The sequence below is a fragment of the Anaerobacillus alkalilacustris genome (genome assembly GCF_001866005.1).
In the GTDB taxonomy this organism is placed as follows: Bacteria; Bacillota; Bacilli; order Bacillales; family Anaerobacillaceae; genus Anaerobacillus; species Anaerobacillus alkalilacustris.
This window is the reverse complement of record NZ_MLQR01000049.1, coordinates 53,512-65,903: the sequence shown is the minus strand read 5'-3', so window position 1 is coordinate 65,903 and position 12,392 is coordinate 53,512. Positions and strand designations below refer to the sequence as shown.

At 34.3% G+C, this 12,392-nt stretch carries 10 protein-coding genes, 2 pseudogenes and 1 riboswitch; of the genes and pseudogenes, 8 read left to right on the top strand and 4 right to left on the bottom strand.

What is annotated here, in order from left to right; genetic code table 11:
• Both BKP37_RS19800 and BKP37_RS17605 read left to right on the top strand, forming a co-directional pair.
• A pseudogene (locus BKP37_RS19800) lies at window positions 1-134 on the top strand (IS4 family transposase); the annotation flags it as partial.
• A gap of 300 nt (window positions 135-434) precedes the next feature.
• Window positions 435-2,258 (top strand): aldehyde ferredoxin oxidoreductase family protein, encoded by a 1,824-nt coding sequence (locus tag BKP37_RS17605; protein ID WP_071310939.1) that lies wholly within the window; start codon window positions 435-437, stop codon window positions 2,256-2,258.
• Between the two features lie 157 nt (window positions 2,259-2,415).
• Here the strand turns inward: BKP37_RS17605 and BKP37_RS17600 are convergent, their stop codons facing one another.
• The gene (locus BKP37_RS17600) at window positions 2,416-2,679 is read right to left on the bottom strand and encodes a MoaD-like domain-containing protein (protein WP_071310938.1); all 264 of its coding nucleotides are present in this window, start codon (window positions 2,677-2,679) and stop codon (window positions 2,416-2,418) included.
• Window positions 2,680-2,955, bottom strand: coding sequence for a ubiquitin-like small modifier protein 1 (locus BKP37_RS17595; RefSeq protein WP_071310937.1), 276 nt, complete (start codon window positions 2,953-2,955; stop codon window positions 2,680-2,682). It lies immediately after the preceding gene.
• A 124-nt stretch (window positions 2,956-3,079) separates the two neighbouring features.
• Between BKP37_RS17595 and BKP37_RS17590 the strand changes: the two are divergent.
• Window positions 3,080-3,378 (top strand): annotated as a pseudogene (locus BKP37_RS17590) (SDR family oxidoreductase); the annotation flags it as partial.
• A gap of 128 nt (window positions 3,379-3,506) precedes the next feature.
• Window positions 3,507-4,379, top strand: coding sequence for a Cof-type HAD-IIB family hydrolase (locus BKP37_RS17585; RefSeq protein WP_071310935.1), 873 nt, complete (start codon window positions 3,507-3,509; stop codon window positions 4,377-4,379).
• A gap of 59 nt (window positions 4,380-4,438) precedes the next feature.
• On the opposite strand, the gene BKP37_RS17580 is transcribed toward BKP37_RS17585, so the two are convergent.
• Entirely contained in the window at window positions 4,439-5,956 is a 1,518-nt protein-coding gene (locus tag BKP37_RS17580) for a uracil permease (protein WP_071310934.1), read from the bottom strand.
• A 42-nt stretch (window positions 5,957-5,998) separates the two neighbouring features.
• Window positions 5,999-6,589, bottom strand: coding sequence for a xanthine phosphoribosyltransferase (locus tag BKP37_RS17575; RefSeq protein WP_071310933.1), 591 nt, complete (start codon window positions 6,587-6,589; stop codon window positions 5,999-6,001).
• A gap of 141 nt (window positions 6,590-6,730) precedes the next feature.
• Window positions 6,731-6,832, bottom strand: a riboswitch (purine riboswitch).
• A 689-nt stretch (window positions 6,833-7,521) separates the two neighbouring features.
• Here BKP37_RS17575 and BKP37_RS17570 point away from each other — a divergent pair.
• From BKP37_RS17570 to trpB, 4 genes are all read left to right on the top strand, one after another.
• On the top strand, window positions 7,522-8,031 hold the full coding sequence (locus tag BKP37_RS17570) for a PTS sugar transporter subunit IIA (protein ID WP_071310932.1): 510 nt from the start codon (window positions 7,522-7,524) through the stop codon (window positions 8,029-8,031).
• 64 nt (window positions 8,032-8,095) lie between these two features.
• A complete protein-coding gene (locus BKP37_RS17565) occupies window positions 8,096-8,926 on the top strand; it encodes a PRD domain-containing protein (RefSeq protein ID WP_071310931.1) in 831 nt (276 codons plus the stop codon).
• Window positions 8,927-9,379: 453 nt separating this feature from the next.
• Entirely contained in the window at window positions 9,380-11,005 is a 1,626-nt protein-coding gene (gene cimA / locus BKP37_RS17560) for a citramalate synthase (protein ID WP_071310930.1), read from the top strand.
• A gap of 72 nt (window positions 11,006-11,077) precedes the next feature.
• Window positions 11,078-12,262 (top strand): tryptophan synthase subunit beta, encoded by a 1,185-nt coding sequence (gene trpB, locus BKP37_RS17555; RefSeq protein WP_071310929.1) that lies wholly within the window; start codon window positions 11,078-11,080, stop codon window positions 12,260-12,262.
• The last annotated feature ends 130 nt before the right edge of the window (window positions 12,263-12,392 follow it).

Here is a 12,392-nt window from a genome sequence, read left to right as displayed (position 1 = left end):
GCCTGCATGTACTTGCACAGATGGAAACAAAAAGTAAGCGAAAAACATTGCAAATTAGCCGATATTTAAAGGCTACTTTGTGGAAACCAGCGCATATCTGGCTTCGAAAGATTGAAGGGAAAGCCCTCCCTTAATACGCAATTTGTCGTCGTTGCACCAGTCTAATTGTAAATAAATTTCCAAATGGATGGAGCCATCTTTAGTTGGGTATTAACTTTTTTGGCTCTAAACAAAGAAAATAATTAAACTTAAAATTATGACAATATTTATACAACGCTAGTGGTAAATTTTATATGAATATTTGTGCATAAATTAATTAAGTTTTAGTTTAAGTCTATCTAATGAACATTGGAAAATAAAGAGAAAATATGTAAATTTTATAGTATTATTTAAAAGGTAAGATAGAAATATGAAATAATCAAGGAGGGTTTTTTTTGAAATTTGGGGGATACCGAAATCACGAAGCTTGGATTAACTTAACTGAAGGAACAATTGAGTATCGAAAATTAAATGAAGAAGATGTTAAGAAGTACGTTGGTGCAAGAGGCTTAGGAGTAAAGTATATGGTTGACAATAAAATTTACAATGCTGAACCTTTTTCTCCTGACAATATGTTGGCAATTATGACTGGTCCGCTTACAGGAACAAGAATTCATATGAGTGGTCGACTCTGTGTAGTATCGAGGTCTCCTTTAACTGGAACTGTTACAGATTCTCATATGGGTGGTTGGACAGCAGCAAGGTTAAAGTGGGCCGGTTTTGATAATTTAATTTTTACAGGAAAAAGTGAAAAACCTGTTTATCTTTATATAGAAGACGGTAAAGCAGAATTAAAAGATGCTTCAAGTTTATGGGGCAAGACAACTAGAGAAACCATTAAAGCGTTGCAAGACCTTTATGGAAATAAAGATACAAGTGTAATGTCTATTGGACAAGGTGGAGAAAACTTAGTTCGTTATGCTGGTTGGATGAATGAAGATGATCGCTCGGCTGGGCGTGGAGGTACAGGAGCAGTAGCTGGGGCGAAAAACTTAAAAGCAATCGTTATTAAAGCCAATCAAAGAGGTAATATGCCTGAGCCAGCTCAACCTGAAAAATATCCTACTGCTATTAAAAGTGGTTTAAAGGCAATAACTGAAGGAGCATTAACAGCGCCAAATAAAGGTGGTCTATCTGTTTATGGTACAAATGTACTTATGAATATTTTAAACGAAGTCGGTGCCCTTCCTACAAAAAATTCTCAAGAGACGCATTTTGAAGGAGCAGATGCTATTAGTGGTGAGGCATTTCGTAATGAATTGTTAGTGAGCGAACCAACTTGCCATGCTTGCCCAGTTGCCTGTAAGAAGGAAGTTGAAGTTAAAGAAGGTAAGTATAAAGTGAGAACTGAAAGTGTTGAATATGAATCAGCTTGGGCGTTAGGTGCCAATTGTGGGAGTTCAAACAAAGAAGCAATATCTTATTTGATTAATCAATGTAATGATTATGGTATAGATACGATTGAGTTAGGTAACACCTTATCCATGGCAATGGAAGCTTATGAAAAAGGGTTAATAAAAGAAGAAATTAACTGGGGAGATGTTGATACTATGATTGCTTGGGTTAACAAAATTGTTACCCGAGAAGGAATAGGAGATATTTTAGCGGAAGGCCCAGGAAAGGCAGCTGTAATATTTGGTAATGGCGATATAGCGATGGTTGTTAAAAACCAATCTATTCCTGCTTATGATCCGCGTGGAGTTCAAGGGATTGGCCTAGCGTATGCTACTAGTAATCGTGGTGCTTGTCACGTAAGAGGGTATACAATTGCTGCAGAAATTGCAGGTATCCCAGAGGCGGTCGATCGTTTTAAGGTAGAAGGCAAAGGGCAATTATTAAAAATATTCCAAGACTTGCATGCTTTCTCAGATTCTCTTGACCTTTGTAAATTTTCATCATTCTCAGAAAATGCTGATTTATATGCAGAGCAATATTCAGCGGTTGTTGGTATCGAACTAACAGGAGACGATATAATGAAGATTGGAGAAAGAGTTTACAATATTGAGAGATACTTTAATAATAAAGCCGGCTTTGATGGTAAGGATGATACATTACCACAACGTTTCTTGACGGAACCGGCAACAGGAAACTCGTCTGGATCAGTTTCGCAGTTAGCTGATATGCTTGTTGAATACTATAATGTAAGAGGTTGGGAAAATGGTATAGTCACAAAAGAAAAATTACGAGAGTTGGAAATCGAAGAAATTGTAGGAACTTAATAATAAAGGGAAGTCTCGTTATGTGAGACTTCCCTTTATTCAAAAGAAAAGTATGAAAAGACTTAACTTTTGAAATTACAAAAATTCTAGAATTGGCACTCTATTAAATATTTCCTTCTTATAGATAGGATATGTAAGTTAAAACTTTATTATTAAATTAACCTCCTGCACGGAATGTTTTTTTTCGGAAATTAACAATTACTTTGTCTAAAATGTCATTATCTTTAGAAGTGAATGTAACTGTTACCATAGGAATTACAGATTGAAATATATATAAACTCCCTTCTTCTGAAACTTCACAAGACCAACATTTACCTTTAAATATGGAGTCTGAACTAGTTTCAAGTGCACCTATTTGAAGTACGTAGTTAATAATATTGCTTCTAGAAATTCCTCTGATTTGAAGTTCTTTTTCAAACATTTAACCTCCTGCTACTGGTGGAAATAAAGCAATTTGATCAGAAGAATGAATTGTCGTTGTTAATCCTTCGAGGTGAATAATATTTCTACCATTAACAAAAACATGGACTAGTGGTTTCAGCTGTTTATCTACAGTGTACAATTCATCGTACATTTTGGGAAATTGGTTGATGAGTTCGTCAAGCACAGTTGAGATGGATTGCCCTTCTTCTACTGTAAGTTCTATTACTTTACCACCACAAATTTCTCGAAAATTAGCAAACACTTTAATGATCATTATATCCCTCCTCGTATTCATTATCACCCGAGAGTATTATAATTGACAATAAGAAGTAGTAAAAAATTAATAACAATTTATTCACTAGTGTTGCACAAATATAATTTAACTATTAAAAACATTCACTAGAGCTATCGTGTCTGAGCTTAATTCTGAAGCCTATGCTGCTTCAAAAGATGGAATATTAGCATTAACGCACGCCCTAGCAGCCACTTTAAGTGCAGATGCTATTAAAGTAAATACGATTAGCCCAGGTTGGATCGCAATAAACGAAGTTGATCATCAACAACATTTTTCAAAAAGGGTTGGAAAACCTAGTGATATCGCAAAAGGTTGCTTATTTAAACGGAGGAGGACAATGATTTCATAACAGGTTCTAATATTGTCGTTGATGGGGGTATGACAAGAAGAATGATCCTATGAAGAATAGGGAATAGATCGTAGATTATGAAATCGTTTTTTTGCTCTGGGATACTAAAGAAAGCAGTTTGTTTATAATGAAAGATTTTGATAATCTTTAATTTATAGTAATAGGAAGTGGAGGAGTCAAAATGAAATTAATTGCAACTGATATGGATGGAACTCTTGTTGATCATATGCGCGAGCTACCTGGAGAAAATGCAAAGGCAATTCTAGCGGCTCAAGAAAGCGGAATACTAGTTGTTGTTGCAACAGGTAGAGATTATACGGAGGCAATCAAACCATTAAAAGAAGCTGGAATTCGTTGTCCGATTATTTGTGTAAATGGAGCGGAAATTCGTTCTGAGGAAGGAGAAATTATTGATAGTACCCCTTTGTCAAATAAACAATTTAGGAAAATCGAAACTATACTAGGTTCACTAGATATTTATTATGAAATTTACACGACGAAAGGTGCATTTACAAAAGACCGCAAACAAGCGCTACTAGTTGTTATCGACGTGATCGAAAGTACAGGCTTTGATGCAAGTAATAAAGAGGCATTACAAATTGCAGAACGTAGATTTCAACAAGGAGAAATAACGTATGTAGAAAGTTTTGAAAAACTTGTAGAAGACAAAAATGTCGAAATCCTTAAAGTTTTAGCATTTACAAAAGATGAAAATGCAAGATTAGAGGGGAAAAATAAATTAGAAAATCCTTTTTACGAATTATCTATTAGTTCTTCTGCAAGTGATAATCTTGAAATATCAACTCAAAATGCACAAAAAGGAATTGCCTTGAAGAAGTTTGCGGAAAGCAAGGGTATATCCATGGAGGAAGTAATGGCAATTGGTGATAACTTTAATGACGTTTCAATGCTAAAAGCAGCAGGGATAAGTGTTGCCATGGGAAATGCCGAACCTGAGATAAAAGACATTTGTAGTTACATTACAAAAACTAATGATGAGAATGGTGTTGCCTTTGCGATAAATAAATTTTTAAAAGAAACGGTAGGAAAATAAAAAAACGGTTTCTGCTCATTGTATTAGCAATGGACAGAAACCGTTTTATTTCATTATTATTAAGCTGCTTTTTTTTCTGACTTTAAATCTTGTCCATTAACATTTGTATGCTTTTTAAAAGCATACATTGAAAAGAAAATTCCAATAAGGATATAACCGAACATATAGTCAAAAGCTGCATTTAATGTAAGTGAAGGAGCATGAATTAATCCAACATAAGAAAGCGCAGCGCCAATGAATGAAAATATAGAAGCTTTTTTAAAGTTGTTGTCTATAATGAATACAGTAATCGCACCTAGGATAATTCCTGAGAACATAGCACCTTGTCCTAATGGTACGATAGCACTTGAAAAATTAGCAACTGCTTCCCCGGCAGAATTATTAAAGCGTGTCATAATAAAGTTTGCTAAATAAGGAAGCATTGCTAAAACGACAGCCGGATAATATTTTTTTTCATTCGTTTGAAAAGCAGTAGATACCATAGAAATACCAACAAACACTAATATAGGAGCAACTACTGAGATGGGAATGATTGATGATAAAGCTGCAATTACCCCGAACATAGCTGCAAATCCGAAAACAATTGCATTTAGAATACTATACCCACGTCCAGCTCCCATCCATTTTGAACCAACAGATGCGATATAAACTGTTGTTGGGAACATCCCACCAAACAATGCACCAATGACAGTACCAGCACCATCGACAGCTTGACACTCGCGAACATCATAGCTGTCACCTTCAGCAGCCATTGCTTCAACGTTGTTCATAGTTTCTACTGCATTATAAATTGTAATTGGTAAAATAACAGCAAGTAAAGCAATCATTGTTCCAAATAATAAACCAACTCCCTCAAATGCAGCAAACGTAGGTAATAAAGGATAAAAACCAAAGTTAGAAAGACCTTCTGATATTTTAGTTGATTCTGTGTAACCTAGAGAAAAAGCTAATACAGTACCGATAACAATGGCAAATAATGATGCTGGGATTTTGAATGGCAACGCTACTTTCCCTATAATACCGACTAAAATAACTGCTAAAACAAATAAACCAATAACAGGCATTTCAAACGTTCTAAATAACATCTCACCAGCGATGAAAGTTAAAGCAACGCCTGCTAGAGCCCCAAGCATTGCTGCGCGAGGAATGTTATTTCTCACCCAGGTTCCAGTAAAGCTAATTAAAATTTCAATAAATCCGCTAATTAAACAAGCAGCAAGAGCAATTTTCCAAGCTAATTCAGGATCACCAGTTAAAGCATTAGCTGGTGCTAAAACTCCGAATAAAAAGACAAACATAACGGGTGTACTTATACCGTACGAAAGGGCTGTTACATTTGTACGCCCTTCTTTTTGAGCTAATCGTTTGGCTGAAAAAGCATAGTATAAGTTTCCGACAATTACAGCAACTGCAGCACCTGGTATAACTTTACCAAAGACAATACTTGTAGGAAAACCCATACCAAGCATTGTAACAGCGATAATTACAAAGTTTGCTAAGTTATTTTGAAAAAGTGCAAAGAAAGCATCAGTGTCCTCTTTTTTATACCAAGGATATTGAATTTGATTTGTTGACATTTATTTCTCTCCTTAAAATATGGTTTATATTTAATAGAATGATTACTTATTTGCGACCATTTCTTCTATAAAGCTGACTTTCTTATTCTCGAGTGAAGAAATTCGAGCAAGAGATTCTACATGAAATCCAGCCTGTTCTAATTTATCACGTCCAGGTTGAAAGGATTTTTCAATGACAATCCCTATACCTACAACAGTTGCATTAGCTTGCTTTACCAATGAAGTAAGTCCTAATGCAGCTTCACCGTTTGCTAAAAAGTCATCAATGATTAGAACCTTGTCACCTTCAACAATAAAATCTTTTGAAATAGTTATTTCGTTTGTTTCATCTTTTGTATAAGAATAAACTTTTGCAGTTAATAAATTTGAACTTAATGTTAATGATTTTTTCTTTCTGGAAAAAATGACAGGAACCCCAAGTTCTAAAGCAGTAGTTAGAGACGGAGCAATACCAGATGATTCTATTGTTAATATTTTTGTGATTTCTTGATTTTTAAACCTTTCAGCAAATTCTTTTCCGATCTCCAAAGTAAGTGTCGGATCAATTTGATGGTTTAAAAATGAATCTACTTTTAACACACCGTCTGAAATAACAACTCCTTTTTCTAAAATGGCTTGTTTTAACCTGTTCATAAATGAAATCCTCCCAATATCAAAAAATAAAAAAACTCAAAATTCTACCGGTACCCACAGACAAACTATGAGTGAAAGGTAGAATTTCGAGCTTACTATAACCGAAAATTTATAACTATGCTAGAATATAAAAAATTAGCGATAGCTATCCCAATCACTCGTAGTCAGATTATTTAAGGTAATCCGGTAGAAACTTGCAGGCCATATCCCTGCTATTATACGAGAAATATTTAATTACTTCGTGATTATAGCACAAGTTCTTTTATTAGAATAGCACTTTTCCCGAACGTTTTTAATATTAATTGAATTAAATATTCGCATAAATAACAATTAAAGATAGTTTTTCTAAATTTTTACTTATTCTTCGCGCGTATTTTATCTAAGATTTCTTTTTTATCATCATCGGTAAAAAATTTAAGCTTGTGTAACAATTCTGTATAATTGATAAGGCGCTGAATTGGAAATCTTGCCCTGTTATTCATTGCACTTGTACACCTCTTTCTGTAATGCAAAACTTTTGTTTATAATAAACATAATATGTTTCTGTTTTCATATTGACATCAGTAAATGTAGATAGTAAATTAAGAATAATAAACTCTTACAAGGATTTTATTAAATCCTTGTACTTGGAAAGGTGTCTAGCTCTAGCGCCTATGAACTCGGTCACTTCAGTCAAGCAACTGACTTCAATTACTGCTTGGAATTCTTCGTTGATTGGCTTCATACAGCTTTGCGACGAGCAAACGGAGGGCACAGGAGCAGCCACTCGTAATGAAGGCGTGCGCTTCTCTGTTAAATATTGTAGGATTGTTACTGTATTCAGGCAAAACCTAAATTTCTGCAAAGGGTATCCCTTTGCAGGGGTAGGTTTTGCCTTTTTTACATATACTTATAGTTATAGTTATTATTAAATGAGTAGAAAGGGAGATAGTATGTTAAAAAAATTATTTGGTTTAGGAAAAAGTAAAGAGGTAAAAATTGAAAGTGAGAAAATTTTTGCTCCACTAACAGGAAACTTATTAAGTATTGATCAAGTTCCAGACCCGGTTTTTTCTCAAAAAATGATGGGAGATGGTATTGCAATTGAACCAACAGAGGGGTTAGTAGTTTCACCAGTAGAAGGTGAGATTGTCCAGGTTTTCCCAACGAAACATGCGATTGGAATAAAATCTTTAGGTGGTATGGAGATATTAATTCATATCGGTTTAGAAACGGTTTCAATGAATGGAGAAGGATTTACCACATATATTAAGGAAGGAGATAAAGTAAAGGTTGGTGATCGTTTAGTTGAGTTTTCTTTAGAGTTAGTAAAAGAAAAAGCTTCTAGTATTATCACTCCAATGGTTATTACAAATGGAGAAATAGTAAATGAAATAAGAAAAGAAAACACTACTACAGTGACTGCTGGTAAGACAGAAGTGATTGAGGTAAAATTAAATTAATAACAAGGTTAAGGATGATAAAACGATTTTCTAGTTAGCCAATGAGTTAAAAGGAGAATCATAAATGAAAATAAAAAAAATCCTGAATAACAATGCTGTAATTGTTCAAGAAGGTACTAGTGAAAAAATTGCAATAGGTCCTGGAATTGCTTTTCAAAAGAAGAAAAATGATATCATTGCAAAGAATAACGTGGAAAAAGTGTTTGTAATGGAAGATAATGATGATTATGAAAAATTTCAAGAAATATTAAGTACACTTCCAATAGAACATATTAAAATTGCTGAAGAAATTATTAGTTATGCAGAGGGGGCTTTAATGACCCCTTTAAATGATCACGTTCATGTTGCTTTAACAGATCATCTTTCTTTTGCGTTTGAAAGGCTCAAACAAGGATATGAAATTAATAATAAATTACTTCAAGAAATAAAAATATTATATCCAGAAGAGTATGAAGTTGGACTTTGGGCACAAAAAAGAATAAAGGAACGTTTAAGTATTGAAATACCTAACGATGAAGTTGGTTATATTGCGCTACACATACATACAGCTAAAATGAATCGTAAAAGTCTTAAACCTTCTTTAGATGTATCTAGCTTTGTTAATGACGTTATTGGCTTAATTGAAAAGGAATTTAATACTTCGATTCATGCTAAATCATTATCCTACCAACGCCTGTTAACCCATTTACGTTTTGCTTTTCAAAGGATTCAGCAAAAAGAGCCATTTCATGATATGGATGAAGAGATGCTTGAAGTGATTAAGAAAAAACATAAAAAAGCTTTTGATACAGCTGAAAAAATAGGCAATTTAATCAAGGAAGTATATCAGTTTGATTTACCGATATCTGAACAAGCGTACATTGCATTGCACATACAGCGACTTTCAGAAAAATAATGATCAGGAGAGGGCAAACCCTCTTCTTTTTCTATATATTCATTATTTTTGCGTCTGAGACACTATAACTACTGTTACGTTAAAACATATGTGACTAGATATAGCTTTTTGTGGCTCTTTCTAAATAATTATTAATTCACTCATTTACATCGGAGACTTTAATATATTTTTATGAATAGTTATATTCTTTCTTATAATAACTAAAGTTTTCTATATTTTTTATTTTTTCAGAAAATATATAGAATTAATAAATAAGCTATGATATACTTTTATGCATTATTAGGAAGAAATCTAACAATGAAAATCATTAAAGTTACGGAAATATGACTTTTAAAATTTAAGATAAACTAAAACTTCAACAAAATAAAGTGAGTAATAATTATTGTTATTAAGGAAAGTAGTTGTTTTTTGGCAAAGTCTTATTTTTAATTATTTTGAATTGGAGGAATTAGCTTGAGAGAACAAGTTTTTCTCTATGATACGACTTTACGTGATGGAACACAGGGTGAGGGCATAAGCTTATCTGTAGATGACAAATTAAAGATTGTAGAAAAGTTGGATGAAATTGGAGTTCATTATATAGAAGGCGGTTGGCCGGGAAGTAACCCAAAAGATATGGAATTTTTTCAAAAAGTCCAAGACCTTCAACTTAGTCATTCTAAAATAACAGCTTTTGGAAGCACACGAAGGATTGGTGTTAAAGCAAACGAAGATGAAAACCTTCAGAAGTTAATTGAAAGTGGTGTTAAAGTAGTTGCGATTTTTGGTAAAACGTGGGATTTCCAAGTGATTGAGGCTCTAAAAACAACATTAGAAGAAAACCTTGATATGATTAGAGACTCTGTAGCTTATTTAAAAGACAATGGTCTTGAAGTTATTTTTGATGCTGAGCACTTTTTTGACGGCTATAAACAAAATAAAGAGTACGCTCTAAAAGCTATTAAGGTAGCTGAAGAAGCAGGAGCTGACTGTATAGCACTTTGTGATACAAACGGTGGAACTCTTCCCCATGAAATATATGAAATTGTTAAAACTGTATGTGATAAAATAAATATACAGATAGGGATTCATTGTCATAATGATGGTGAAGTAGCCGTTGCAAATTCTCTATCTGCAGTTCAAGCGGGTGCTAGACATATTCAAGGAACGATCAATGGTTATGGAGAACGATGCGGGAATGCAAATTTAATTTCTGTTATCCCAAATTTACAGGTAAAACTTAATTACCAGTGTGTAAAGAAAGAAAACTTAAGTAATTTAACTTCTATATCAAAATTTGTTCATGAAGTTGCTAACCAGGCTGCACCAAGTAATCAGCCATTTGTTGGAAAAAGTGCTTTTGCACATAAAGGTGGAATGCATGTTAGCGCTGTTTTAAAGCATCCTGAAACGTATGAACATATTAAGCCTGAACTAATAGGGAATAGTAGGCGTGTTCTCATTTCTGAACTTTCAGGGCAAAGTAACTTAATGTTTAAAGCTAAAGAGTGGAACTATTCAATTGATAAAAAAGATCCAAACTCTAAATTGCTTCTTGAGAAAATTAAAGAAAAAGAACATGAAGGCTATCAATACGAAGCGGCTGAGGCTTCATTTGAACTTTTAGTGAAAAAGAGTTTTAGTGAATGGAAAGAATACTTTTTATTAGATTATTATAAGATCTTTGTTGAAAAAAATGGAGAAGATATCTTTTCTACAGAAGCTGTAGTCAAGCTTTGTGTGCATGATGAAATGGTATTAACAGCTGCAGAGGGGAACGGCCCTGTCAATGCGCTTGATCATGCTCTTCGTAAGGGGCTAGAACAATTTTATCCAATTATTAAAAATATGTATTTATCTGACTATAAAGTTCGAGTTCTTGATGAAACAGAAGCAACAGCCTCAAAGGTTCGTGTTTTAATTGAATCTTCTGATGGAACAGAGAAATGGAGTACTATAGGTGTATCTGGAAATATAATAAAAGCTAGTTGGTTAGCTTTAGTAGACAGTGTTCAATATTATCTAATGAAAAATGATAATTTAATAAAGGTAGTATCCAATAAGAAAGAAGAACAATTTATTGGGTTAAACAATCATTAATATAATCAACAATGAATTTTTCAAAATTGATTGATAATATGAAATTAGTTATTTATGAAGGGATGAGAAGAGATGAGTAAAGTTGAGACGGTAAAAGTTGAGAAGAGTGAAAAGGGATATTTTGGTGAATTTGGTGGAAGCTTTGTTCCACCACAACTTCAGCCAGTACTAGATCGTTTAGAAGAAGCCTTTGAAACATACAAAGATGAACCAGAATTTAATAAAGAATATCTCTATTATTTGAAAGAATATGTTGGTAGAGAAAATCCGCTAACTTTTGCTCAGCGTTTAACTCAAAAGTTAGGTGGAGCAAAGATTTATTTAAAACGTGAGGATTTAAATCATACTGGTGCTCATAAGATAAATAATGTCATTGGGCAGATTCTTCTTGCCAAGAGGATGGGAGCACATCGCATTATTGCCGAAACTGGAGCGGGGCAACATGGTGTAGCAACAGCAACTGCATGTGCAATGCTTGGTATGGAATGTATCATTTATATGGGGGCAGAAGACACGAGAAGGCAAGCTCTAAACGTCTTTCGTATGGAACTTTTAGGAGCAAAAGTCATTGCAGTTCGTAAAGGTCAAGGTCGACTAAAAGATGCCGTTGATGAGGCATTAAATGATTTGATTGAAAATTATGAGAATACGTTTTATTTATTAGGTTCGGCTGTTGGCCCACATCCTTACCCATCTATTGTTCGACATTTCCAAGCTATAATTAGTAAAGAGTCAAAACGTCAAATTTTAGAAAAAGAAGGTAGACTACCAGATATGGTTGTAGCATGTGCTGGTGGTGGTAGCAATGCCATTGGTGCATTCAGTGAATATATTCCGGAAAAATCAGTTCGGTTAGTTGGTGTAGAACCTAAGGAAGCAGCGAGTTTAACGAAGGGTACACCTGGTGTTTTACACGGTTTCAAATGTTTAGTTCTGCAAGATGAAAAAGGTAATCCATTACCTACACATTCTATTTCTGCAGGCCTTGATTACCCAGGTATTGGTCCTGAACATAGTCACTTAAAAGTAAGTGGTCGTGCCGAATATTATGCGGTATCAAAAGAGGAAGTGCTAGAAGCGTTTCAGGAGTTAGCGCGTACTGAGGGAATTATCCCAGCTTTAGAAAGTGCTCACGCTATTGCATATGTAATTAAGACTGCCCCAAAGCTTAAGGAAGACCAAATTATTATCGTTAATATTTCAGGTCGTGGTGATAAAGACGTAAATGAAGTTGCGTTACTGTTACAAGACCAATAGAGTAGTAAGAAAAGTGCAAGCGCCTTGGTCACGAGCAGCTGCTCCTGTGCCACTCCGTTTGCTCGTCGCAAAGCAGCTTCGAAGTAATCTCAGCAGTAGCTTCACTGGGGCGGCCTTTGGCTTCCGAAAA

What these genes read in the sequence shown, in the direction of transcription:
- BKP37_RS17600 (WP_071310938.1), bottom strand. Translation starts at nt 2,679, where the DNA reads ATGTTTGAAAAAGAACTTCAAATCAGAGGAATTTCTAGAAGCAATATT.
- BKP37_RS17595 (WP_071310937.1), bottom strand. Translation starts at nt 2,955, where the DNA reads ATGATCATTAAAGTGTTTGCTAATTTTCGAGAAATTTGTGGTGGTAAA.
- BKP37_RS17585 (WP_071310935.1), top strand. Translation starts at nt 3,507, where the DNA reads ATGAAATTAATTGCAACTGATATGGATGGAACTCTTGTTGATCATATG.
- BKP37_RS17580 (WP_071310934.1), bottom strand. Translation starts at nt 5,956, where the DNA reads ATGTCAACAAATCAAATTCAATATCCTTGGTATAAAAAAGAGGACACT.
- BKP37_RS17575 (WP_071310933.1), bottom strand. Translation starts at nt 6,589, where the DNA reads ATGAACAGGTTAAAACAAGCCATTTTAGAAAAAGGAGTTGTTATTTCA.
- BKP37_RS17570 (WP_071310932.1), top strand. Translation starts at nt 7,522, where the DNA reads ATGTTAAAAAAATTATTTGGTTTAGGAAAAAGTAAAGAGGTAAAAATT.
- BKP37_RS17565 (WP_071310931.1), top strand. Translation starts at nt 8,096, where the DNA reads ATGAAAATAAAAAAAATCCTGAATAACAATGCTGTAATTGTTCAAGAA.
- trpB (WP_071310929.1), top strand. Translation starts at nt 11,078, where the DNA reads ATGAGTAAAGTTGAGACGGTAAAAGTTGAGAAGAGTGAAAAGGGATAT.